This is a genomic window from Megasphaera sueciensis (assembly GCF_050219315.1).
Lineage (GTDB): Bacteria > Bacillota > Negativicutes > Veillonellales > Megasphaeraceae > Megasphaera_A > Megasphaera_A sueciensis.
This window is the reverse complement of the sequence record NZ_CP116939.1, coordinates 1753358-1778860: the sequence shown is the minus strand read 5'-3', so window position 1 is coordinate 1778860 and position 25503 is coordinate 1753358. Positions and strand designations below refer to the sequence as shown.

Below are 25503 nucleotides of genomic sequence, written 5' to 3'. Positions count from 1 at the left end.
ATGGAACGATGGAATGTACTTACACCTAAGCTGGCTTTACGGCTGGCCGCACCGCATACTTGGCCTGCATCGATTTGTCCGGCTTTGTTTGGAGAACTGTATTGTGTACTGGCAGGATACGGACTACATTTTATAGTAGGGACACTGCTTTTATGTGCGTGTATATTGATGCAGTCTTCGGTAAATACGTTTAATGATTTCTTTGATTATGTTAAAGGCGTTGATAGTGCGGCAGATCATGTGGATGCCGACGATGCCGTGCTGGTGTATGAAAATTTAAATCCGGTACATGCGTTATGGTTGGCAGTGATTTATTTGGGAGCGGCTGTGCTGGTGGTCATGCCCGTACTGTTGACTGCCGGGATTGCACCTATTGTTGTTGGTGTTGCCGGTGGAGTTGCTGTTGTTTTTTATTCGGGAGGACCTTTTCCGCTTTCCTATTTGCCGGTGGGAGAATTTGTATCGGGACTTGTTATGGGCGGATTGATTCCTTTGGGAATTTTAGCAGCAATTACAGGCGATTTTCACTGGATCGTATTATTGGCAGCTTTGCCGTTTGTTTTAGGAATTGGCCTTATTATGATGACCAATAATATATGTGATATTGTAAAAGATCGTGAAGCTAAACGAAAAACGCTGCCTGTTCTTTTGGGGTATGAGCATGCCGTACGGTTGTATCGTATAGTGACGGTACTATGGATCCTGTTTCTCTGTATACTGCCGGTATGGTTGTTGGGCTTTTGGGGAATTATTTGTCCTATGCTGATGGTAGTATCGGCGCATAAGCTATTTAGGTTTTTACTTACTTCAAGCTTGACCCCCGGACAGCGTATTGTACAGATGAAAGGAATTCTTCGAGCCAATATATTCGGTAACGGTGCTTATATTGTTACGCTGGCCTTTTGCGTATTGATGGGAGCGAGTATTTATGGCTGAGGTATCAAAACGAGATCGGGTGTTTCAGGTGTTTCAGCATATTTCTCATTCTTATGACCGTGGAAATTACCGTATTAGTTTGGGATTGGAAAAGAGCTGGAAAAAACTTCTGGTTGATGCGGTTTCAAAAAGTGCAACAGGAGCGGTGCTGGATGTATGCAGCGGTACCGGTGATATTGCGATTGCTTTGGCAGCAAAGCGGCAGGATTTGCAGATTACAGGGTTGGATTTTTCTCCGTCGATGCTGGCAATAGCACAGGAAAAAGGCCGGATGTTAACTAACCTTGTCTGGCAGGAGGGGGATGCAATGAAACTTCCTTTTGCTGATGATAGTTTTTCAGCTGCTTGTATTTCTTTTGGTCTTAGAAATACGTCTGATTATGAACGGGTGCTGCAGGAAATGAGACGGGTTGTTTGCCCCGGTGGGTGGGTATATTGTTTAGATTCTTTTGTTCCTGATTCTCCGTGGGTCCGGCCTTTTTATGAGATATATTTTCGCATGATCATGCCTGTTTTAGGAGGAGGGTTTGATCATCATAAAGAGTATCAATGGCTGTGGCAGTCGACACGTAATTTTTTGCGCAGGAATCAGCTTTTGGCATTGTTTTGTAATGTAGGGCTGACGGAGGTGGGGTATAAAAGCCGTTTGTTCGGAGCCTGCGTATTGCACTGGGGACAAAAACCGTATGCTGTAAAAATGATGTAGTAACTATGTAAGAACGTATATACGCTGTAGAGATAAAAAGGAACCTGATTATACTGCGGATTTATAATGTCAACGGTTGATTGATATTAATCGTAAAATCAAGGAGGATAAGACTATGAGTGAAGAAAAGTTTGATGCCATTGTCGTAGGTGGCGGCTTGGCAGGATTATCTGCGGCCTATGCAATGGCCCAGGCGGGTCTGGATGTTATGGTTGTAGAGCGTGGCAAATTTTGCGGCGCTAAGAATTCCAGCGGCGGCCGCCTTTATGGTCATAGCTTAGAAAAGCTGATTCCGAATTTTGCAGAAGAAGCTCCTATAGAACGTAAAATCGTCAAAGAACGCATTGCTCTAATGACGGAAGAAACAGCTATGACGATTGAATACAGTTCAGGAAAATTAGGAGCACAACCTTGTGCCTCCTATTCTGTACTTCGTGCCAAATTTGATAAATGGTTGGCCGATAAGGCTGAAGAAGCTGGTGCTATGGTTGCTACGGGGCTTCTTGTAGATGATATCCTTGTAAAGGATGGACAAGCCGTTGGTATTTCCTGTGGTGGGGAAGAAGTATTTGGTGATGTGGTTATTTTAGCTGATGGGGTTAACTCTCTTCTGGCTCAGAAATTGGGAATGAAAGAAGAACTTGATCCGACGCAAGTGGCGGTGGGTGTTAAGGAAGTTATCGCTTTGGATCCACAGGTGATTAATGAACGATTCGGAGTTTCTGACGGAGAAGGGACCGCTATGATGATGGCGGGTGATCCAACTTGCGGCAACCTTGGCGGTGCTTTCTTATATACCAATACAGATAGCATTTCTCTTGGAATAGTAACAACTATAAGTGATATCGGACGAGTTGATACTAGTGTGCCAGATATGGTAGAACGTGTTAAGAATCATCCTGTAATCAAGCCCTTGATTGCTGGCGGCAAATTGCAAGAATATTCTGCGCATTTGGTAACGGAAGGCGGATATAAGATGGTGCCGGAATTGGTTAAAGACGGCGTTCTTGTAGTTGGAGACGCAGCTGCTTTTGTTATCAACCTTGGTTACACTGTCCGTGGTATGGATTTTGCTATTGAATCCGGCCGATTGGCGGCTGAAGCCGTTATCAAGGCAAAAGCAAAAGAAGATTTTTCTGCCGGTGGACTTGCTTATTACAAAACCTTGCTTGAAGATAGCTTTGTACTGAAAGAATTGAAGATGTACCAGAACTTCCCAAGTTTGCTTGAATGTCATGCGGTATTTAATGATATTCCTAAAATGGCAGATGAATTTGCATCTGAACTGCTTACTGTTGATGGCAGAACACCGATGGCGATTCCGATGATTGCTATGATGGTTCTGGCTAAAAATGGCGGGTTAGCAGGTTTGGTTGATCTTGGTTCTAAAGCATTGGAGGCGTTCTAATATGGCAAAAATGAGCATTGATGATAAATTGGGGACTCTCAAATTTACTACAAATGAGGAAAAATCCCATATCATCATTAATGAGGATTTTACTGATGAAAAAGAAATTATGCGTATTGTAAAAGCTTGTCCGGCTGAATTATACAAATACGAAAACGGGAAACTTGTTTTCAGTCACGAAGGGTGTTTGGAATGTGGGACTTGTCGTGTATTGTCGCATGGAAAAGTTATTAAAAGCTGGGAATATCCGGAATCTGGATATGGCGTAGAATTTCATCAGGGATAAAAAAAATTTCAGTAGATGTGATGGGACTGTGTGTCAAAATAAAAAAAGAAGAACTCGGGAACGTTATTGCCGAGTTCTTCTTTTTTTATAGCTATTGTCACAAAAATGTGATAATAGCGTAACAATAACGTAACATAATTGCAGTATATTGACTACGGATATATTAACTACGTATAATAACAGCAGATGTAAGCAAATCGTTATATATTTATACATAATGCTGTGATGAATACATCACATACAGGGGGAATATTATGTTAAAAAAGCCATCCAGAAAAGTATGTTTTGGAATTATGATATTTATTATGGCAGTCGGCATAGGAATAGCTAAGTCAGGGATACTGTTTCATTCTTACATACCTAAAGAGCCGCAGGCAGTAGAAGTGAAAGCCATGAAGGTAGAGGCGAAGGACACTCCGGTGACTTATGAATTTGTAGGAAAAGTAGCGTCTAAAAATGAAATCTCCATTATGTCTAAAATATCGGGAAATATCATAAATAAGATGGTTAAAGGCGGGGATGTTGTTTATAAGGGACAGCCTCTTTTTCAAATTGACGATAAGCAATATCAATCTAAAATTAATGCCGCTCGGGGAACTCTGTCAAAAGATACCGCAGCTTTACGGAGTACGCAGAGAGATTTAGAGCGGTATAAGATGTTAGCGCAAGTTCAAGGAATAGCACAGCAAACGGTAGATTCGTATGAAGCGCAAGCGGAAGAAGATCAGGCTACGGTAGATTCGGATCAAGCGTCGCTTAATGAAGCAATGGAAGATGAACAAGATACGTTGATTTTATCTCCCGTAGATGGTCGGATTGATGTGAATGATTTAAGCGTAGGACAATATGTTTCAGCTGGGTCATCGACGTTGGCGACCGTATCTTCTTTGGATCCGATATGGGTACAGTATACCATCAGCGAAAATGAATATATTACCTTAGCGCAAAATGGTCAGGCTTCCTTGCCGGAAGATTTTAAAAGTAATTTAAAGTTAATTTTAAGTAATGGCAGCGAATATCCACTGCGTGGGAAAATTGATGCAATTGATAAAGGAATCGGCAGCGATACGGGGACATTGACGATAAAAGCTGTATTTGATAATCCACAGCACTTCTTGGTACCAGGGATGTTTGCTAAAATCATTGCAACAGGAGAGATACGCCAGAATGCCGTATTAGTGCCTCAGCAATCGGTAAAAGATTTACTGGATAGCTCTTTTATATATATTATTAAGACAGATAATACAATTGAAACGAGAAAAGTAAAATTAGGGCCTAAAGTGGGTAATATGGTTATTATTGATGATGGAGTAAAAGCGGGAGAATCGGTTGTCGTGGATGGTGTGGATAAAATTAAGGATGGCAGTTTGGTAGAACCTACATTTGTTGCTGCAGATGACTTCAGTAATACGTAAACCGAAGTGAGGCGTAAAGATGGCTAAATTTTTTATTGAACGTCCTGTTTTTGCTATTGTACTGTCCGTTATTATTGTCCTTTTGGGAATCGTATCTATTTTGAATTTGTCTATTGCGCAATATCCTAAAATAACACCACCGACTGTTTCCATTAGCACATCTTATCAGGGTGCTAATGCTGAGGTTGTCAATGATTCTGTGGCACAGGTAATAGAACAAGAGGTAAATGGTGTTGACGGAATGGATAATATGACGGGAACGGTAGCTGATGACGGGTCGTATAAACTGCGGATCCAATTTGAAGCGGGCAAAGATCCCAATGTGGCAGCGGTACAAGTCCAAGATCGAGTATCGTCGGCAAATCCTTCTTTGCCTACCACAGTACAGGAAAAGGGTATTGCCAGCAGAAATTCATCAGAGGACATGGCCTTTGTTTTTCAATTATATTCTCCGAATCATACCTATGATGCAAAATTTTTGAAAAATTACGGCAGTCTATATTTAGTTGATGGATTGAAACGGATTGATGGAATTGGCGATGTCAATGCTTTTGGTGCTGATTATAGTATACGTGTATGGCTCCAACCGGATAAAATGGCAAAATTAGGAGTATCTACTAGTGACGTAGTATTGGCTATAAAAAAACAAAATTTAGAGGCACCGATAGGTGCTTTAGGAACCCGACCGACGGATGACAAACAGGCACTTCAATTTACGACGCGTATAAAGGGACGGTTGTCTGATGCGGCTCAATTTGGTAAATTAATTGTTTTGGCAAAAGCAGATGGTTCCATCGTTTATTTAAAAGATATTGCAAAAATTGAAATGGGGAGTGAAAACTATACTAATATTACCGAACAGAATGGCAATGAAAGTGCTGGCTTTGCGATTCTCTTAAATAGCAAGGCAAATACGCTGCAGTCTATTAATGAGGTAAAAAAGTATTTGGAAAATGCAAAAAAAGATTTTCCGCCGGATATGGATTATATTGTATCTGTTGATAATACAAAATTTATTCGGGAATCCATGTTGGAAGTGAGTAAGACTTTTGTGGAAGCGTTATTGTTAGTTGTATTGATCGTTTTTCTGTTTTTACAGAATTGGCGGGCTACTTTAATACCGTTGCTGGCTATACCGGTATCGCTTATTGGAACATTTGCGGCATTTATTATCTTACGATTTAATATCAATACGCTGACATTGTTTGCACTGGTTTTATCGATTGGGTTAGTAGTGGATGATGCTATCGTTGTCATAGAAGCGGTAGAGCATCATATGCGGTATGATTGTTTAAATCCCCATGATGCTACCTGTTTGGCTATGAATGAGGTATCTGGCCCTATTGTGGCCATTGCTTGTGTGTTGGCCTCGGTGTTTTTACCGGTTGCATTTTTCCAGGGTATGACAGGAATTTTATATCGCCAGTTTGCTTTGACTATTGTTATTTCTATGGCATTGTCAGCATTAGTCGCATTATCCTTGACGCCTGCTTTATGTGCAAAACTTCTTCGGCCGTATCAGCCGATTTCTGAAGAGAGTGTATTTGGTCGCTTTTTTAAAAAATTTAATGGTAAGCTTACAGCATATATAGAAAAATATGGGGTATGTCTGCGCCAATCTATGTTGAAGACTAAATTGAGTATTTGCTTTCTGGTATTTTTAGTTATTTTCAGCGGAGTTTTATATAAATTAGTCCCGACTACCTTTATACCGGAAGAGGATCAAGGACGGTATATTGTTGCGATAAATTTACCGGAAGCCTCCGGTTTGGGACGCACGAAGGAAGCTGTAGAAAAAGTTTCAAAGATGATACAACAACAACCGGGAGTCGCCCAAGTTATGTCTTTGACAGGAATGGATTTATTGGGGGGAGGTAATAAATCCAGTGCCGGAGCGGTGTTTGTTTCGCTCCATCCATGGGAAGAACGAAAAAACAGTGATTTGAGTGTCCAATCCGAGATAGGAAAAACAATGATGAGCGGAAAACATTTGCAAGAGGGTACCTTACTGGCCCTCAATCCACCAGCTTTGCCAGGATTGGGTGCTGTTGGCGGTTTTTCACTCATGTTGGAAGACCGGGCTGGCGGAACACTGAATAATTTAGATGCCGTATCGCAGCAGTTTATCGCAGCGGCTCAGAAAAGACCGGAGATTGGCCGGATTTCCTCTAACTTTAAAGCGAGTACTCCGGGATATGAATATAACATAGACAGAGATAAGGCCAAAGTATTAGGTGTATCTATCAGCGATATATTCTCTACGCTGCAAGTTTTTCTGGGAGGCAATGAGGTCAATGATTTCACACTGTTTGGGCGTAACTATAAGGTTGCTGTCCAAGCGGACGGCATGTTTCGCGGAGATGTGAGTGCTTTACAGTATTTACATGTGAAAAATGCAAGTGGTGATATGGTGCCGCTCAATACATTGATTACACCTAAGAAGGTATATGCACCATCCGTAATCAGTCGCTTCAACGGAGTAAAGGCAGCACGAATCAATGGAAGCCAGGCACCCGGATACAGTTCCGGGCAGGCAATGAAAGCCTTAGAAGAAGTTGCAGCTCAGACGCTGCCGGAAGGGTATACGTATGAATGGGCTGGACAAAGCCGGGAAGAGCAAAAGTCTTCATCTAAAGCACCTATTTTATTTGGGCTTGCATTCCTGTTTGCCTTTCTTTGTTTAGCTGCTTTATATGAGAGCTGGAGTGTTCCTTTTGCCGTTTTATTAGCTATACCGGCGGGTATATTCGGAGCTTTTTTCTTTCAATATCTGCGGGGGTTGGAGGACAGCATATACATGCAAATTGGATTGATTATGCTTGTCGGTTTGGCTGCCAAAAATGCAATCCTCATTGTAGAATTTGCTAAAATACGTGTAGATCAGGGAATGGTTGCATCCCAAGCTGCGGTAGAAGCGGCACAGTTACGAGTGCGGCCTATTATTATGACTTCTTTGACATTTATTATTGGCTGTTTGCCTTTAATGTTTGCGAGCGGGGCAGGAGCGGGAGCACGTACTTCTATGGGAACGGCTGTCGTAGGCGGCATGCTTGCGGCAACAGCAATCGGAATTTTTCTTATTCCTACTCTGTTTGTGGCAATTGAAAAGAAAACTGGAAAATTCCATTTTTGGCATAAATTATGATATTTGTCATTATTACGTAGTTACGTAAAAGGGAGAGCTAAAAGACAACATGGCTAAATTTTTTATTAATCGACCTATTTTTGCTATTGTAGTGTCTATCATTATCGTACTTTTGGGAATTGTATCAGCAGCGGGGTTGTCGGTGGCGCAATATCCTAATATTTCCCCTCCTACAATTTCTGTCAGCACTAAATACCAAGGTGCTAATGCCGAGGTTATTAATGACACCGTAGCGCAAGTAATAGAAGAACAAGTCAATGGGGTAGATGGTATGGAGTCTATGACATCTACGAGTACGGATACGGGGTTTTATACGCTGAATGTACAATTTGAAACTGGGACAAATTCAGACATGGACTCTGTTCAAACACAGAACCGCGTATCAGAAGTTAAGGCTTCTTTGCCTGATTCGGTACAGTCACAGGGGATTTCGACAACGAAATCATCAGATGATAGTGCACTGACATTTACCTTGTATTCCCCAAATAATACGTATGATGCTAAATTTTTAGAAAATTACGGAACTCTCTATTTGCTCGATGATATTAAGCGTATTAAAGGTGTCGGTGAAGTGTCCGCATTTGGAGCGGATTACAGCATGCGGGTATGGCTTCAGCCGGAGAAAATGGCGAAGTTGGGTGTATCGACAAGTGAAGTGGTTTCGGCGATTGAAAGTCAAAATGTGCAGGCACCTGCAGGTTCTCTGGGAAAGATGCCAACAGAAACAAAACAGCCATTTGAATATACGGTGCGTGTGCAAGGACGACTCATTAATGCAAAAGAATTCGGAAATATTATTATTACGGCGAAGGATACCGGTGCAGCAATACGATTAAAAGATATTGCCAAGGTTGAAATGGGAAGCCGGGATTATATTTATGATTCTAAACAAAATGGACATGCCAGTGCTGGATTTTCTATTAAATTAAACAGCGATGCCAATTCATTAGATACAATTGGGAAAATAAAAGCATTACTAACGAATGCCAAGGATAAATTCCCTGCGGACATGGATTATGCCGTTACCATTGATAATACTAATTTTATTTATGAATCTATTCTCGAAGTATGCCGGACATTTTTAGAAGCGCTGGTACTTGTTGTTTTAGTAGTATATCTATTTTTACAAAGCTGGAGAGCTACGCTTATTCCTCTTTTGGCAGTACCGGTATCATTGATTGGTACATTTACAGCTTTTACATTTTTAGGGTTTACAATCAATACACTGACATTATTTGCCATGGTATTGGCAATTGGATTGGTAGTGGATGATGCCATTGTAGTTATTGAAGCTGTTGAACGACATATCAAGGAGGATCATATGAGTCCGCGGGAGGCAACGGTGCAAGCCATGCAAGAAGTGTCTGGCCCCGTTATTGCGATCGCGTTTGTCTTGGCTTCGGTATTTTTGCCTGTAGCATTTTTTGGAGGCATCATGGGGGTGCTGTATAAACAATTTGCCTTGACGATTGCCGTTTCTATGGGATTATCGGCATTTGTGGCATTATCACTTACACCGGCACTTTGTGCACTTATCTTGAAACCGGATCGTGAATCAGAGAAAAAGAGTCTATTGAAGCGTTTTTTTAAATCCTTTAATGAACATTTGAGAATGATTACGATTCGCTATGGCAAAGAAATACAATATTTAATTCCCAGAGCAAAACGGTGTATGCTGTTTTTAGCGGGTATCTTGATTGTAACCGGATTACTCTATCAAGTTGTTCCCAGTTCCCTGGTACCAGAAGAAGATCAAGGATATTATATGGTGGGAGTCACACTGCCGGAGGGAGCCAGTTTGACTCGGACGATTCATGCAATGGATGCCATTTCAGAAAAAATCCAAAAACAGCCGGGAGTTACACAAGTTATGACCTTAGCGGGAACGGACCTTTTGACAGGGTCTTCCAAAACCAATACGGGAGAACTTTTTGTAGCATTAGCCCCATGGTCGGAGCGAACTTCTCCTTCATTACAAGTCAAATCGGAAATACAAGATACATTAGCCGATGCGTCTTCTTTTTTGGAAGGAAATGTGACAGTATTTAATCCACCGGCGCTGCCTGGATTGGGTTCAGTCGGTGGATTTTCGCTTATGATAGAAGATCGCAATGGGGGAACGCTTACGGATTTAGATAAAGTAGCGACACAATTTGTTGAACAAGCCAAAAAACGCAAGGAAATTGGAGCGGTATCCTCTAATTTCAGTACATCAACACCTAGTTATCGCTTTGATGTAGATCGTCAGAAAGCAGAAATTTTGGGAGTATCGGTAGATGATATTTTTTCCACCTTGCAAGTTTTTTTAGGTGCTGATGAAGTGAATGATTTTACGAGATTTGGACGGAACTACAAAGTTATCGTTCAAGCGGAAAGTCCGTATAGAAGTAATACTGATGCCCTGCGCTACTTATTTGTCAAAAGTGCTAATGGGGATATGATACCTCTTAACACCTTGGTTACAATGAAAAAAGTGCTGGCACCGGCCGTTATTACTCGATTTAATGGCGTACAAGCAGCTAAAATAAGCGGTACACAAGCCGGTGGCTACAGTTCAGGACAAGCCATGGAGGCATTGTCCGAAGTTGCAAAAGAAACGTTGCCGGATGGATATACTTATGAATGGACTGGTCAAAGTAGGGAAGAACAACAGTCGGCAGGACGAACTCCGATTGTGTTTGGGATGGCGCTTTTGTTCGCGTTTCTCTGTCTGGCGGCTTTATATGAAAGCTGGAGTGTGCCATTTGCTGTATTATTGGCTATTCCCTCAGGGGTTTTTGGTGCATTTTTGTTCCAATATCTTACGGGACAGGAAAATAGTATTTATATGCAAATTGGGTTGATTATGTTAATTGGTCTGGCAGCTAAAAATGCTATCTTAATCGTAGAATTTGCAAAAGTACGAGTAGATCAAGGCATGAAATTAGAACAAGCTGCTATGGAAGCGGCTCAGCTGAGGTTACGCCCGATTATTATGACTTCATTGGCTTTTATTATCGGTTGTCTGCCTCTTATGCTGGCGTCTGGGGCAGGTGCGGGGGCACGTACCTCCATGGGAACAGCTGTTGTCGGGGGGATGTTGGCGGCCACTGCCATAGGAATATTTCTTATACCTATATTATTTGTCGTTGTTGAAAACGTAGTAAGACGTTATAAATGATCTGGCGATAGACTTTGATATATTTTTTCTAAATTTTCCTCTTGTGTTTGTAGATAGGTTTTGTTGCTATCAGAACTTTCCAATGTATAAATACCTTCTACGTTAGCACCTACTTCGTGTGCCAGTGTTTGGGAAATTTTGGGACTTTCCATATCTTCTACAAAAATTGTTGAGATATGATGATTTAAGCAAAAATCAGCAAGTTCTTTTAGGCGGCGGGCACTTGGTTCACCAGAGGCAAAAACATTTTCCAGGCTATTTTGCTGCAGTCCAAAATCACGAGCCATATAAGAAAAAGCAGCGTGACCAGTAACAAATACCTTGTTCGGACTTTGGTCAAATTTTGTCTTATAGTCGGTATACAAATGATCTAGTTTGGCAGCAAATTCATCATAGTTCGCATCGTAGTAGGCCTTATTTGACGGATCTGCTTTTATAAACGCGTTATGGATATTCTTGGCTTCCCGTTTGGCACCCTGTAGACTAAGCCAGATATGTGGATCTATGTCGTGACGCTGAGATTGGTTATTCCAAAAAGCGGAAGAGGCAGTATCATAAATGGGGGTGGCGCCATTTGAGGCGATGACGAACAGCAAGTTTTTGTTTCCTGCGGTTTTAATTGCTTTTTCCGCCCATGCTTGTTCCATACCAAACCCATTGATAATAAAAACAGAGGCATTGGAAAGTGCTGTTACATCGGATGCTTTAGGTTCAAAATCGTGCGGCTCTACACCGTCGGGGATGATGGTTTTAATTTCTATTTTATTTCCGCCTATGGCTTGTGCTAATTCGCGCATGGCATTAAATGAAACGACAACTTGTAATTTTGGGTTATTTGAAGGGGCTTCCGAAAAGGGAGCCTTTTCTAGTGTACAGGAAGTTAATAGAAACAGAGAAAAAATAAATAGTAAAGCATAGACTATGCGTTTCAAGCAATCCCTTCTCTCTAAATGCGAATAACTTGCATTTGCACTTTAAAATAGGATATAATATGTTACGCAAGATGTCAAGAAAATAAAGATTTATGCATGGGGAGGGAGAACATACCATGATTTTGTTGGAACATGTATATTATGCCTATGAAACCGGAAGTCCGTATCTTCTCCGGGACTTGAATCTTATAATAAAAAATGGGGATTATATTTCTATTGTCGGTGAAAATGGCAGTGGTAAGAGCACATTTGTAAAATTGCTGCTAGGACTTTTGAAACCGGTGAAAGGAGCTTTGCGCAATGATTTTACGCGGACCGCTTATGTACCACAGCGTTTTGAATCGTTGAACAGTCAATTTCCTATTACCGTTCGGGAGGTCCTGAATTGCTATCGGAAGGTACTGCATATTAAGGATAAAGATTGCATTAACCATTATTTGGAGTTGATGGGAATGAAAGGATACGAAGAATCTCTTATCGGAACCCTTTCCGGCGGACAATGCCAAAAAGTTTTTATTGCAAGAGCTCTTATGGGGCACCCCGATCTTATTATTCTTGATGAACCGTCGACCGGGATTGATGTAAAGAGTCAAAGCGAGTTATATCCATTCTTGAAGAGCCTTAATCAAAAACACGGTATCACCATTATTACAGTGGAACATAATCTGCGTGCCGCTATTCGAAATTCCAAGCAGATGTATCATGTTGCCGGCGGCAGTGGTCATCTTTGCTCACCGGAAGAATACATCCGTGAATATGTATCCGAAAATACAGGAAGTGAAGCTTATGTTTGAATATGCGTTTATACAAAATGCTTTTATTGTAGCTTTATTAATATCTGTGGTATGTCCCTTGATTGGAATGTTTTTAGTGCTGCGGCGATATTCCATGATTGGTGATTCTTTGGCACATGCTTCTTTAGCTGGAGTAGCTGTGGGACTACTATTGAATATAAATCCGATTCTTAGCGCTTTTTGTCTTACCTCTTTTTTTGGCGTATTAATAGAAGCGTTGCGTCGACGATTTCGTCGCTACGCCGAACTTATTTTAGTAATTGTATTGTCTTTATCGGTGGGGATTGCTATTACAATTATCAGTTCCGGTTTGGTTCATGCAAATGTGGAATCTTTTCTGTTTGGAAGTATACTTACTGTTTCGCGCGAAGATGTCTGGTCTGTTTTTATTCTCAGCATTATTTCTATTTTTCTTATTTTGCGGCTGTATCCTCAATTGGTTTTTCTGACCTTTGATGAAGATGGAGCAAAAATTGCCGGAGTAAAAAGCCAGATTATTAACTATGTATTTGCGGTACTTGTAGCGGCAACAATTTCTGTTTCTATTCGAATTGTTGGAATTTTAGTTATTAGTTCATTAATTGCTTTGCCCGTAGCGACAGCACTGCAGTTGCAGCGGGGATTCCGAAGAACATTGCAGTTATCGGTACTGTTTAGCTTTATTGATATTCTTGCAGGACTTTTTGTTTCTTATTGGATAGATGCGGCGCCTGGCGGGGTAACGGCGATTGTTTCTGTTCTTCTTTTGATGATGGTTATGGCGTTTCAACAAGTCCGGTTAACTGGACATCATGCTGATATAGAAAGGGTGTGAAAATATGGTATGTTCGTTAGAGGATCATCGTGAATATTTGCATCAACATGGGATTAAAAGTACGCGGCCCCGTAATTTGGTATGGGAAATTTTGTTAACGCATGATGGAATATTGTCGGCAGAAGAAATTTATCAAACGGTCGTCCAACAGGGAGAAACTGTGAATTTTTCTACAATATATCGCGTTTTGGAACTTTTTGTTGAAAAAGGTCTTGTGGAAAAATCTTTTTTTCCCGGTACGCAGAAAAATGTTTTTTCTGTATGCCATGTAGGGCATACACACCACTTGATTTGCTTGCGCTGTCATAAGACTGTTGATATTTCACCGTGTCCTTTGTCTGATCTGGAAAAGCAGATTGCAGCGAAAACAGATTTTCAAATTGTCGGGCATCATCTTGAAATTTATGGGTATTGTCCAGAATGCAGAAAGATCATGAAATAGCGGTATAAGCCATTTCTTGTAAGTTTTTATTTTTTTGTACCTATCATACATCACGCGCAGCGAATAGTTCTTCGCTGCGCGTGATGTATGATAGGGGAGAGATATATATTGTGTTTTGCCGCAATATATATAATGTGTGGCAGTTAAAAAAATCGTATATCATATACGTGAAGATAATAATTTTTTTGTGTAGTCTTTCTGCGGATTTATAAAAATTTGTTCTGTGGAACCCTTTTCAATTAGTCTGCCATTATGCAGCACCATCGTTTTAGTACTGATCCAGCGGGCCAGACAAAGATCATGTGTAATAAAAAGACATGCAATGTGATGGTTGCAGCATATGTTTTTGATCAGGTCTGCAATTTTTCCTTGTGTGCTTACATCGAGCGCACTGGTTACTTCGTCACAAACAAGAAGTTTTGGATTAATGCATAATGCCCGCAGTAATGCTGCTCGTTGGCATTCTCCTCCACTGATTTGATGGGGGTAACGGTCTAAAAAAGAAGTATTCAGTTGTACTTCTTCGACAAGTTGATACCATGCTGATTGATTCATATGAATATGAAAATTTTGAGGTCCTGCCATGATACTTTTTCGCAAGGTTTTGCGTGGATGAAAAGATGCTATTGGATTTTGAAAAACCATTTGCATCTGGCTATATATTTTTTTGCAGTGTTGTTCAGAAATATGAGTGATATCTTGTCCATCAAAAAGGATTTCGCCCTCGTCGCTATTTATAAAACGGCATAAACATTGGGCTAAAGTGCTTTTTCCTGAACCGCTTTCACCGATTACAGCAATTATTTCTCCGGCATCTATCTGGAAAGAAATGTGATCTAACGCTTGTATCGGTTTATATTGATAATACGTTTTTGTTAAATTTTTAACAGTGAGCAGCATATTAGCAGTCCTTTCGTATTCCGGCCAAGAACAACAGCTCTTTTGTATACGGTTGCTGCGGATTTTTGATCACATTGCTGGCTTTGCCGTATTCGATCAGATGACCTTGCTTGAGAACAAGCAGTGTGTCTGCCATATAACGAGCCAAACGGATATCATGTGTAACAAAGATAATCGCCGTTTGGTGATAACGGCGCAGACGCAGTAGTGCATCCGCGATTTTTTGTTGTGTTAAACTGTCAACAGCCGATGTTGGTTCATCTGCCAGCAGCAGATGAGGAGGCATAATAAGGGGGAATAAAAGTTCCGCTCTTTGAATCATGCCGCCGGAAAACGTAATCGGATACTTGTGTAGACTTTCCTCGGGAAGTCCTAGCATTACGGCACGTTCTTTTACAATTCCCGTAAATTCCGAATGACTCATGTTCCCTGTAAGGCGTACGGCGTCCCATAATTGAGTTTGGATGGTTTGTACGGGACAAAAAGAAGATAATGCATCTTGAAACAGTATCGATAATTCATACCCGTATACTTTTTGCCAGTCGGATGGCTGCAATGCACGTCCCTTGTAACAAACTTTACCGAGTAGCTGCAGTGGAGGTGAAATCATACCGCTGGCAGCTTTTAGCAGTGTTGTTTTGCCGCTTCCTGACTCGCCGACAATAACAAGGATTTCTCCTTTACAGACAGTAAACCGGAGCGCATCTAATAAGACTCTATTTCCATCAGTGACAGTTACGTTTTGAAATGATAATATGGTAGACATTGTTAGGTATACTTCCTTATTTTATATCTAATTCAGGAGTTATTTCATAGTAGTCTGAGGGATGTGCTTCTAATCCAGTTACATTTTTTTTCATAACAAAAGACATTTTTAAAAATGCGGTGTAAATAATCGCGTTATCATCAAGAATATGTTGCTGAATCTGGACTGCTAATTCATTTCTCTTGTTAGTGTTAAATGTATTGCGCAGCTGATCACAGAGGTGGTCTACATCCGGATTATTATATGCTCCGTTATTATAAGGTGAATCAGACATGACATTAGAGGTAAAATAATATTCCGGATCTCCTGTGGGAGCAGTGACAATGGCCTTGGCATATATATCGAATTCGTTCCGTTTCAGGAAGTCCTTATAATTATCGGTAGCATTTACCTCTAACTTAATACCAATTTCTTTTAAGGCTGATTGTGCATATTCCGCGAGAAGAGGCAATTCCTGCCGGGAAGTGTAGGTAAGCCAGCGCAGTGTCAGCGGTTTCCCGTTTTTTAATACATAACCGTCAGCATCGCATTCTGTGTAACCGGCTTGTGTTAACAGACGGTGTGCTGCTTCCGGATCATACGGTGCAGCCTTAAGCTCTCGTCCGAAGGGCATATTGTCAGGAAAGGCGCCGGTGGCGGGTACGCCATTTCCATTTAATAGTACAGATACAAATTGGTCTTTATTAATTGCCATGGCAATAGCTTTGCGGACGTTGGCATTTTGAAGAACCGGGGTTCTGTAATTTATGAGTGCTTGATATACACGGGAGGTCGCTGCAGAACTGATTTTATATTTATTGGTATCTTGGAAATTTGATAAACTGGCATAAGGGAGACCCTGTGCAGCGTCTAGTTCCCCGCTTTGCATCGCCATTGAAAGTGCATCCCCGTCTGTAATGCTGCGGACAATAATCTTATCTAATTTTGGCTGCACTTTTCCCCAATAATGAGTGTTTTTCTTTAAATCAATTTCTGTGTCTGTTACTTTTTCTGCGACGTAAGGTCCCGTACCCACGACAATGCGGTCTTTTTCTCCCGCTGTCATGTCAATGATTGCCGCGTAGGGATCAGCCAGATAATGAAGTAAAGCAGGTACTTTTTCAGAAGATTGAATGGTTACCGTTTGTCCGTCTGCGATAATCTCTTTGATTTTCAAATCATGCGGAGCACGATCGTTTTTTTTCAATAAATCTTCCAAACATGCTTTTACATCATCCCCGGTTACTTTTTTGCCGTTAGAAAACATGATATCATTGCGCAGGGTAATTTTGACCGTATAATCATCTAGTTGGTTAGCAGATTCGGCTAACCAGGGTTCAATTTTCATTTCTTTGTTGAAACGGAATAATGTTTCACCAATGCCATATCGGACAGTACTCCAGCCGCAATATGTATCATGAGGATTTGTTCCGGCATCCTGCATAGCTGTTCCATATGCCATAGTGCCGTAGTGAAATATTTTTTCACTGTGGTGGGAAGTTGCCGCAGAATTATTTTGGCTGCAACCAGATAGAAGTAACATAATTCCTAATGCGGCAGTAAAAAAGATAGCTTTTTTGTTCATATAAATACCTCGCTTAATGGATATCAAAAAAATCACGCAGAGAATCTGCAAATAGCTGAAATAAAGAAACTGTGATAAATATGGCAATACCAGGAGCAAAAATAGTCCAAGGTGCTGTTTGCAATAAATTACGAGCTCCGCTCATCATTGAACCCCATTCTGCGGCTGGAGGCGCAGTTCCCAATCCTAAAAATGACAGACCTGCAATTTCGGTAATAATGGTACCGATATCGAGGGCTGCTGTAATACAAATGGGACCGATAATGACGGGCAAAATATGAAAGAACATAATTTGCCAAGAAGAGGATCCGCTCATTTTGGCGGCCTCTATGTATTCCGTCTGCCGTAAAGGTAGTGTTTGTGTACGTACTAGTCGGGTGTATTTCGGCCAGGAAACAAGCATAATAGCCGCAGCTGCATTAAACGTACCTCCACCCAGTAATCCGGCGGCGGCAATAGCAAAAACCATAGATGGAAAAGCTAAAAACACATCCGTAAGACGTAAAAGAATTGTGACTAGGCGGTTGCGATGATATCCGCAGAACAGACCGATAAGGGAGCCTAAAAAACTTGTTAGAAAGGTTATCATCAGTGCGGTAAATACCGTTATTTTAGCACCAGCAATTGTACGAGCCAGCATATCTCTGCCAAAACGATCAGTACCAAGCAGATGCGCCGTACTTGGTGGCTGCAACGCTTGCAATAAATTTTGATTATAAGCATCAAAAGGAAGAATATATTCGGCTGTCAATGAAAAAATAAGTCCGGCGGCAATCAGCAGCAAAAGAACAAAAAAGCGACGATTTTTAGCAGTGTGTATCATCTTAATGCCCCTCCTCATGAATCGTGATGCGGGGATCAATGAAACAGCAAAGTATATCGACGGCTAAATTAATAAGGACGTAGATAAGAGACATCCAAATTACATAGGCTTGAATAATAGGATAATCGCGCATAACAATGGCATCTACGGCAAGCTTTCCGATACCGTCCCAGAGGAAAATAGATTCAACGATAGCGGCGCCGCCCAGCAGAGAACCGACAGATACTCCCAAAAGTGCTAGCAGTGGAGATAAAACAGAACGCAACACATAATGAGTAAGAATATAGAAATAAGGTATGCCCCGTATGCGAGCTGCCTGTATATACGGTTTGTGCAGTTCCTCCAGCAGAATACCGCGTATTTGCCGCGTATATTTAGCGCTCATTGCAATTGCCAGTGTCAGGGCTGGAAGTATAGGAATCGTATTGCTGTCAGTACTGAAAAAAGAAAAAATAGGTATTTTAACAGCAAAAAAATAAAGAAGCAGCAATCCGATGAAGAAATCAGGCAAAGCATTGCCGGTAAAAGCTGAAAAACGTATCAAATAATCTATCCAGCTTCCTTTTTTTACAGCAGTTATCATGCCTAACGGTATTGATATAAAAAGTGTGATTAATACAGCGATAACCATCAGTTCAATTGTAGAAGGAATTTTTTCTATAATGACCGATGATACGGGTTGCCCGGATACAAATGAAGTTCCCATATTTCCCTGTAGTATATTACAAATCCAGTCACTGTATTGACCAAGAAAATCTTTATTTAAGCCAAGTGCGATTTTATGAGCTGTGATTGCGGCAGGAGAAGCACCGCCGTTTTGCTCATATAGTAAATCGACCGTGTCCGTTGAGGCTGTATGCATAAGAGCAAATGATAAAAAAGTAATGCCTATAAGTATGGGAATCAGATGGAGCAATCTGGTTTGTATGTAATGTTTCATTGCTATAAAAACTCCTTTATGTAAAACATGTTCTTTTATCATATTACATAGATGGGACTTCATGTCAATGGCGGTTTTAAATATATTTTGTTAAAAGAAGAATTTCTTGTATAATAGTACACAAAATTAAAGGAGAATCCGTATGGAACTTGATAAGCGAGTACAAAATTATTGGAATGCGCGCAGTAAAGAGTTTGGTGATACCCGGCGCGTAGAATTGGCAGGGCCTGACGCACAGGCCTGGCAAAATTTCATAACGTCCTATTTACCGAAAAAAAAGGACATCAGTGTCCTTGATGTAGGAACAGGAACTGGGTTTCTGGCTATTCTTATGGCACAATCCGGGTATTGCGTGACGGGAATTGATTTATCAAAAGAAATGCTGCGGCAAGCAGAACAAGTGGCGCAGATGAATGAAATGAGCATCCATTTTGAATGTGGCAATGCGCAGCAGCTTGATTTTGCCAGTAATACTTTTGAAGTAGTTGTTTCACGGAATTTAACGTGGAATCTGCCAAATGTAACAGCCGCATATATAGAGTGGCTGCGGGTTCTTAAGCCAGGTGGCATTATGCTGAATTTTGACTCTAATTACGGAGCTATCAATTTTGCAACTGAAGCCGAAAAAAAAGAAAATGTACATCATAAGTTAGATAAAAAAATATTGTGGGAATGTGAGAACTTGAAAAAAGGTCTTTCTATTAGTCAGGAAAATCGCCCGCAGTGGGATTTACAGTGTTTACAGCGTATCGGTTTTGTCAATTGTTCCTATCGTGCGGATATTCGTTCTATGGTACACTGTTTACAGAATATGCAATATGATACATTGCCATTGTTTGCTTTGTGCGGATATAAATCTGCACAAAGAAATATGTAAAAATTACATACGGAATATAATAAAAACAAATAAATAAACATAAACAAATTGCGAAACGTTTTTCCATCATATATAATGTTAACTGTAGATTATATAGACATAGTAAACAAGATGTTTTTTTACTGGAACAGATATATTCATTATGTTTTTTTATGGAGAATGTATTGTGAAGGAAGATGTTATCGAACAAGCAGAATTTGCAAAATACGATGGGTTGACGGGACTTTACAGCCGGCAATATTTTTTTGCACAAGCAGAAAAGGTATTATCGACTCATCAGCGGAAAGAATATATCGTTGTTTGCAGCAATATTGTCAAATTTAAATTGGTTAATGAGCTTTTTGGAACCTCTGCCGGCGATTATGTATTGAAAACACTAGGAGGAGTTGTCCGCCGTTGGCAAAGAGATTCACATGGCAGAGATGTATTTGGACGTTTTCATTCGGATCATTTTGTCGGATGTATGCCATTAGGCCGGCTGCATATGCAATCTTTTATTGGTTATTGTCAAGCGGTGTTGGAAAAACTGGATTTAAATATCAATGTTAATTTTACCTTTGGCATATATAAAGTAAACGATGAAAATATGACGGTCAAAGAAATGACGGATTGTGCTATCGTGGCTCTCCAATCCGTTACTCCGAACGGAAGTAAACCGTATGCTGTATATGATAATATTATGCAGGATAAAATACGGCGCGACCAAATGCTGGCGGCTTCAATGAAAAATTCATTGGATAGTGGCGAGTTCCAAGTATTTTATCAACCTATGTATGATTTTTCGACGAAACAAATTACTCGCGCGGAAGCCTTAGTCCGTTGGTTTCATCCTCAATTGGGGACAGTACGCCCCAACGAATTTATTCCGCTTTTTGAACGAAATGGTATGATTGTTTTACTTGACCTATATATTTGGGAAACTGTTTGCCAACATCAGCGGCAGTGCCTAGATGTCATGCGTCCCATAGTACCAGTTTCTGTTAATGTATCACGTGTAGATTTTTACCATCAGGATATTGTCGAGCGACTTACTATACTGCTGAAAAAGTATGACTTACCACCATGGGTATTGGAATTGGAAGTGACTGAATCTGTTTATATGGATGATCCACGGCAAATGCATGTTATTTTGATGCAGCTTAAAGAACTGGGCTTTCATATTCTTATGGATGATTTTGGCAGTGGGTATTCATCATTGAATATGCTGATGAATCTTCCCGTCGATACACTGAAGATTGATATGTTGTTTATTCGACAGATGGATATCTCGCAGCGGGCTGGAGATATTATCGGAAGTATTGTTCGTATGGCACAATGGTTGAATTTAGAAACGGTTATGGAAGGAGTAGAAACAAGGACACAGAGTGAATATTTAAAAAATATAGGTTGCAATACAGGGCAAGGGTATTATTTTTCGAAACCGATTTCGGAATCGGATTTTCTGCATTTGATGGATGAATATACACCGCCTGCATCGGAAGAGATTATCAATACAGATTATAATATGAGTTGTTACAAAACAATAATGGCATATGACAGAAAAATTATGGGATTGCTTGATTTGCTTAATGGCATTGGTTTATATGAACTTAAAAACAGTACATTAATTTTATTATGGGCTAATCATGGGTATGCACAAATTTGGGGGCGGCATACACTATCAACCAGTAATGATGGATGGAATCCGATCCAACCTGCCGATCAAATTATCGTGCAGCGGTCATTGGAACAGGCTAAATGGAAGAAAGAAACCGTTTCATTTACATATCACTCCATTCATTACGATGGACATTCTATGTTGATGTATGCACGGGCTCATTATTTGGGAATGCGTAATAACGGAGATGTATATTTGATAACATTTTTTGACTTGACTGATTGGAGCTGTTTGTAGATAAATCATTAAGAATTTATTGCAAATCAGATGATGTCAGATATTATAAAAGGTCCGTACCCGGTCATTTATGAAAAGGGACTTGGTTACGGACCCGTTGTGACATATTTGCTTTTTATCATTCGTTGTAATAGCTTTATTTTACATATACTACAAAATCCGATTTGCGCGGGGCTGCGGCGGGAAGCGGGCAGTCAGCGTAACCGAGGGTGCAATGGCCAACAGCTGTGAGATGTTCGGGAAGTCCCCATTTTTTAAGCAGTGTCTTGCCTTCTGGAGATTCGAATTCTTCTTTAGCGCGATTGATCCAGCAGGAGCCAATGCCGAGTGCTGCGGCAGCATTCATGAGATTACCCATGACGAGACACCCGTCGGACCAGGCGTTGACGGATTTTTTTGTATCTGTCAATACGAGGCAGATGGTAGGTGCTCCATAGAATGGATCACTGTTAGTACCCAAGATTTTGGCGTTCATAGCGGATAATTTGGCAATTAGGTCATGGTTTTGAATTACTACGATGGTAACGGGTTGCTGTCCTTTGCCAGAAGCGGCAAAGGTTCCGGCTTTGACGATTTCCTGCAATTCTTTTTCTTTTATTTGTTCAGGTTTGTACTTGCGGATGCTGCGGCGGGTGAGTAGTGTTTGAATCGTTTCATTCATAAAGGTCAGCCCCTTTCAAGGAATAATTAATAAATATTATAAACCATAATTAGTATACCATTATTTTATATTTTATGGGAAAGAAAAATGAAAGGAATATATCTGAAATATATTGATAGATTCAGAAGATTCAACAAAAACTAATGAGAAAATATAAAAATATCCGTAGTGGTACGGATATTAGAAAAGAGTTATGATATAATAAAATAATACTGGAGGGGATTTGCGTGATAGCAGCGAATATTTATGATTATTTTTTAATAAATAGAGGCGATAATGGTGAATCATGAACATACACATGGGAAATATTGCGGCATTGTGGAATTAGAAAAAAAAACCGTATCGCAGCCGAGTCTTCCCAAGGAATATATACAGCCGTTAGCGGCAATATTTAAGGTGCTTGGGGATCCTACACGATTACGCATACTTCATGCGTTAATGGAGGGTGAAATGTGTGTATGTGAAATTGCTGAACAGATTCGGATGGGGCAATCGGCGGTTTCCCATCAACTGCGGATTTTGCGGGATGCCCGGTTAGTACAATTTCGACGGGACGGTAAAGTTATTTGGTATTCATTAGCGGATAATCATGTATTTACTCTTTTGGCAGTGGGGTTAGAGCATGTTGCTGAATAGTAATACTAAAAGCGGGGAATAAACTATGTTTTTGTGTTTAATGCGTCATGGCAAAGCAGAGATATTTAAGCGTGGCAGTAATGATAGCCAACGGCATTTAACAGAAAATGGGCGGCAGCGCGTAACTACTATGGCTTCTTTGGTAAAGCGCTGGTGGCCTGCGGGAAATACGAGTATTTGGTCTAGCCCGTTGGTTCGGGCGCGTGAAACGGCGATAATTATGGGACGGGCAATCCATGCTGTTTCTATGGATATACATCCGTCCCTTGCCGTGGGAGACTTGCGGAGTTTTTATGAAGAAGTTTTAATTAAAGAAAGAAATGATGTTGTTTTAGTTGTTGGGCATGAACCTTTTTTGGGACATTGGGCTAAGGAAATAACGGGGACGCCCATAGATTTTAGAACAGGCAGTATAGCTATTTTTGAATATGATCCGGCATTAAAACCAACGGGACACGGTAAATTATTATTATATGTACAACCAAAAGCAGCAGCTTTGATTTTATAGGTACAAGGAGGATTTTCTAATGGTAATGAAACATCTTTTATCCATAGCGGGTACTGATCCCTCCGGCGGAGCGGGAGCACAAGCTGATTTAAAAACGTTTTGTGCTCATGGATGCTATGGTATGAATGTTATTACAGCAGTAGTTGCACAAAATACACAAGGTGTCATAGATTATATGGATATAACGCCGAATTTGATTGCGGAGCAGCTGGAAGCGGTGTTTGAGGATATTGTGGTGGATGCTGTAAAAATAGGAATGGTAAGCGTTCCCGAAACAATTCGTGTTATTGGTGAAAAGCTGAAACAATATAAACCACCCTTTATTGTTGTTGATCCGGTCATGGTGTCAACTAGCGGACACCGGTTATTAGCTCCAGAATCAGAACAGGTACTTAAGACCATTTTAGTGCCGTTGGCGGATGTCTTGACTCCGAATATTCCAGAGGCAGAAGTATTGGCAGGGCAGGAGATACATGATTTTTCTGATATGGAAACAGCTTGCCGCATAATTGCGGCGATGGGGGCAAAAACTGTTTTGATCAAAGGCGGGCATCGTATATCTGATGCTACGGATATATTTTTTGATGGAAATGGTTTTCATTATTTTAGAAGCCAGCATATTGAAAGTACGAGTACACATGGTACCGGATGTTCTTTATCTAGTGCTATTGCAGCTAATTTGGCAAATGGAATGGAACTGGAAACGGCAGTAGGCAAAGCTAAGGCTTTTGTGTTTGAAGGTATCAAGCATGCAGAACCTATCGGCAAGGGACATGGACCGATTCATCATTTTTATGAACTTTATAAAAAGGCTGGTTTGTTATAATTTTGCATGTTATATCAATTGTATAGGAGGTGATAGTATATGAAAAAAAAATATAGGCAGATAGTTTGTGCCGCAGCCACAGTCATCTTGATGAGCAGTGCCTGCTCGGCGGCTAATCCGGATACCGCATATAAAGAAGCAGTGCAAACCATGGCAGCTCATCCTGAAGGCGAGTATGTTATATTGCTTAATTTGAAGATGCCCATAACCTCAATAGCCTTAGCCGATACCATTGATTTGCAGGAAAAACCGTTTAAAGTCAAAAGTGTAGTCACGCTGTCTTCTTTAAATAAAACGGATAGTCCTTTTGCGGCTGTATATGTGGAACAGGACGGAGATCATCTGAATATTTATTCTGGCCGCAGTCAAATGGATAAGATGTTGTGGAATAAACAGGTACGTCCTTTGAAGAACAAGGCCCCGCTTGCGGATGCGTTTGGAACGGAACGATCTATTATGTCTGGCGTAAAAGCTGTGGATATTGTTGGTTTGAATCAGTATAAAGTTGTCTTTGATGCGCGGCGTATATATGATAACACTGATAAGGAAAACTTGGAAAAAGAAGGGCTCGGTTCACAGCAGGCGGAGATAGCAGCGCAAGCATTACAGGCTTTGCAGCAGGCGGGAGATGTTTCTTTTGTCGTGACGATCGATCCCAAAACAAAACGTATTATTCATGTCGATGGACTGTTGACTGATCAGGTACAGACAGTGGCTCGTGCGGTTGCTTCGAGAGTTAATGGGTCTGAAAAAGCTAAAGCTTTAGTAAGAGAAATGATCGATCATAGCTGTATGACAATTACCGTAGACAGCAAACCGCTTCCCGATGGTATTTCTATAGCGGTGCCGAAAATGGTACGGAAAGCTGCAGAGAAAAACTAGGAATTACATATGAAAAATAGAGAAAAATTTGAATTCGTGAAAAATCTATGCTGCTTTACGGGCAAAAAATTAAAATTAGACTAGATAATATTTGACATATAGCGTAAAATATGGTATAAGTGAACAATTGAAATATTTTTCGTTGATGTCCGTGAAAAGAACAGAGCGACAGAACCATCATGATGGTT

At 40.6% G+C, this 25503-nt stretch carries 23 protein-coding genes; 16 read left to right on the top strand and 7 right to left on the bottom strand.

The annotated features are described in order from the left end of the window. The 7 genes from NXG62_RS08545 to NXG62_RS08515 all read left to right on the top strand — a co-directional run bounded on the left by NXG62_RS08545 (position 1) and on the right by NXG62_RS08515 (position 11056). The gene (locus tag NXG62_RS08545) at positions 1–936 is read left to right on the top strand and encodes a prenyltransferase (protein ID WP_427112018.1); all 936 of its coding nucleotides are present in this window, start codon (positions 1–3) and stop codon (positions 934–936) included. Then, positions 929–1642, top strand: a complete 714-nt coding sequence (locus NXG62_RS08540; protein WP_322351528.1) for a ubiquinone/menaquinone biosynthesis methyltransferase — start codon at positions 929–931, stop codon at positions 1640–1642. The genes NXG62_RS08545 and NXG62_RS08540 overlap by 8 nt, the downstream gene beginning before the upstream one ends. Positions 1643–1757: 115 nt before the next feature. Further along, positions 1758–3050: an FAD-dependent oxidoreductase gene (locus NXG62_RS08535; protein ID WP_427112017.1), complete on the top strand. Its 1293-nt coding sequence runs from the start codon at positions 1758–1760 to the stop codon at positions 3048–3050. Position 3051: 1 nt separating this feature from the next. Beyond that, the gene (locus tag NXG62_RS08530; protein ID WP_091649686.1) at positions 3052–3336 is read left to right on the top strand and encodes a 4Fe-4S dicluster domain-containing protein; all 285 of its coding nucleotides are present in this window, start codon (positions 3052–3054) and stop codon (positions 3334–3336) included. 254 nt (positions 3337–3590) lie between these two features. Next, positions 3591–4751, top strand: coding sequence for an efflux RND transporter periplasmic adaptor subunit (locus NXG62_RS08525; protein ID WP_427112016.1), 1161 nt, complete (start codon positions 3591–3593; stop codon positions 4749–4751). Between the two features lie 19 nt (positions 4752–4770). Continuing rightward, positions 4771–7896, top strand: a complete 3126-nt coding sequence (locus NXG62_RS08520) for an efflux RND transporter permease subunit (RefSeq protein WP_427112015.1) — start codon at positions 4771–4773, stop codon at positions 7894–7896. A gap of 49 nt (positions 7897–7945) precedes the next feature. Then, positions 7946–11056, top strand: coding sequence for an efflux RND transporter permease subunit (locus tag NXG62_RS08515; protein ID WP_427112014.1), 3111 nt, complete (start codon positions 7946–7948; stop codon positions 11054–11056). On the opposite strand, the gene NXG62_RS08510 is transcribed toward NXG62_RS08515, so the two are convergent. Further along, complete coding sequence (locus NXG62_RS08510) at positions 11047–11988, bottom strand: metal ABC transporter solute-binding protein, Zn/Mn family (RefSeq protein ID WP_427112013.1); 942 nt, start codon at positions 11986–11988, stop codon at positions 11047–11049. The two genes, NXG62_RS08515 and NXG62_RS08510, sit on opposite strands and share 10 nt — an antisense overlap. Positions 11989–12104: 116 nt before the next feature. Here NXG62_RS08510 and NXG62_RS08505 point away from each other — a divergent pair, with 116 nt between their 5' ends. Genes NXG62_RS08505 through NXG62_RS08495 form a run of 3 tightly spaced genes read left to right on the top strand, consistent with a single transcriptional unit; the run spans position 12105 to position 14038 of the window. Beyond that, a complete protein-coding gene (locus NXG62_RS08505; RefSeq protein WP_427112012.1) occupies positions 12105–12782 on the top strand; it encodes a metal ABC transporter ATP-binding protein in 678 nt (225 codons plus the stop codon). Further along, positions 12775–13596 (top strand): metal ABC transporter permease, encoded by an 822-nt coding sequence (locus NXG62_RS08500; RefSeq protein WP_427112011.1) that lies wholly within the window; start codon positions 12775–12777, stop codon positions 13594–13596. The genes NXG62_RS08505 and NXG62_RS08500 overlap by 8 nt, the downstream gene beginning before the upstream one ends. 4 nt (positions 13597–13600) lie before the next feature. Then, positions 13601–14038 (top strand): Fur family transcriptional regulator, encoded by a 438-nt coding sequence (locus tag NXG62_RS08495; RefSeq protein WP_427112010.1) that lies wholly within the window; start codon positions 13601–13603, stop codon positions 14036–14038. Between the two features lie 159 nt (positions 14039–14197). Here NXG62_RS08495 and NXG62_RS08490 read toward each other — a convergent pair whose 3' ends face one another. Genes NXG62_RS08490 through NXG62_RS08470 form a run of 5 tightly spaced genes read right to left on the bottom strand, consistent with a single transcriptional unit; the run spans position 14198 to position 19031 of the window. Continuing rightward, positions 14198–14938 carry an ABC transporter ATP-binding protein gene (locus NXG62_RS08490; protein WP_427112009.1) on the bottom strand — a complete coding sequence of 247 codons (741 nt, stop codon included), beginning with the start codon at positions 14936–14938 and terminating at the stop codon, positions 14198–14200. A gap of 1 nt (position 14939) precedes the next feature. After that, entirely contained in the window at positions 14940–15704 is a 765-nt protein-coding gene (locus tag NXG62_RS08485; protein ID WP_427112008.1) for an ATP-binding cassette domain-containing protein, read from the bottom strand. A gap of 16 nt (positions 15705–15720) precedes the next feature. After that, positions 15721–17268, bottom strand: coding sequence for an ABC transporter substrate-binding protein (locus NXG62_RS08480; RefSeq protein WP_322351529.1), 1548 nt, complete (start codon positions 17266–17268; stop codon positions 15721–15723). 13 nt (positions 17269–17281) lie between these two features. Continuing rightward, complete coding sequence (locus tag NXG62_RS08475; RefSeq protein ID WP_427112007.1) at positions 17282–18091, bottom strand: ABC transporter permease; 810 nt, start codon at positions 18089–18091, stop codon at positions 17282–17284. 1 nt (position 18092) lies between these two features. Next, positions 18093–19031, bottom strand: coding sequence for an ABC transporter permease (locus NXG62_RS08470; protein ID WP_427112006.1), 939 nt, complete (start codon positions 19029–19031; stop codon positions 18093–18095). A gap of 142 nt (positions 19032–19173) precedes the next feature. On the opposite strand from NXG62_RS08470, the gene NXG62_RS08465 reads away from it, so the two are divergent. Further along, positions 19174–19908 (top strand): class I SAM-dependent methyltransferase, encoded by a 735-nt coding sequence (locus NXG62_RS08465; protein ID WP_427112005.1) that lies wholly within the window; start codon positions 19174–19176, stop codon positions 19906–19908. Positions 19909–20074: 166 nt separating this feature from the next. After that, entirely contained in the window at positions 20075–21802 is a 1728-nt protein-coding gene (locus tag NXG62_RS08460; protein ID WP_427112003.1) for a putative bifunctional diguanylate cyclase/phosphodiesterase, read from the top strand. Positions 21803–21938: 136 nt separating this feature from the next. Here the strand turns inward: NXG62_RS08460 and NXG62_RS08455 are convergent, their stop codons facing one another. Beyond that, the gene (locus NXG62_RS08455) at positions 21939–22463 is read right to left on the bottom strand and encodes a nitroreductase family protein (RefSeq protein ID WP_427112002.1); all 525 of its coding nucleotides are present in this window, start codon (positions 22461–22463) and stop codon (positions 21939–21941) included. 279 nt (positions 22464–22742) lie between these two features. Here NXG62_RS08455 and NXG62_RS08450 point away from each other — a divergent pair, with 279 nt between their 5' ends. The 4 genes from NXG62_RS08450 to NXG62_RS08435 are packed head-to-tail and all read left to right on the top strand — an operon-like array spanning position 22743 to position 25315. Continuing rightward, positions 22743–23099: an ArsR/SmtB family transcription factor gene (locus NXG62_RS08450; RefSeq protein ID WP_427114265.1), complete on the top strand. Its 357-nt coding sequence runs from the start codon at positions 22743–22745 to the stop codon at positions 23097–23099. 25 nt (positions 23100–23124) lie between these two features. Beyond that, complete coding sequence (sixA, locus tag NXG62_RS08445; protein WP_427112001.1) at positions 23125–23607, top strand: phosphohistidine phosphatase SixA; 483 nt, start codon at positions 23125–23127, stop codon at positions 23605–23607. A gap of 19 nt (positions 23608–23626) precedes the next feature. After that, positions 23627–24433, top strand: coding sequence for a bifunctional hydroxymethylpyrimidine kinase/phosphomethylpyrimidine kinase (gene thiD, locus NXG62_RS08440; protein ID WP_427112000.1), 807 nt, complete (start codon positions 23627–23629; stop codon positions 24431–24433). 39 nt (positions 24434–24472) lie between these two features. After that, positions 24473–25315: a hypothetical protein gene (locus NXG62_RS08435; protein WP_427111999.1), complete on the top strand. Its 843-nt coding sequence runs from the start codon at positions 24473–24475 to the stop codon at positions 25313–25315. Positions 25316–25503: the final 188 nt, after the last annotated feature.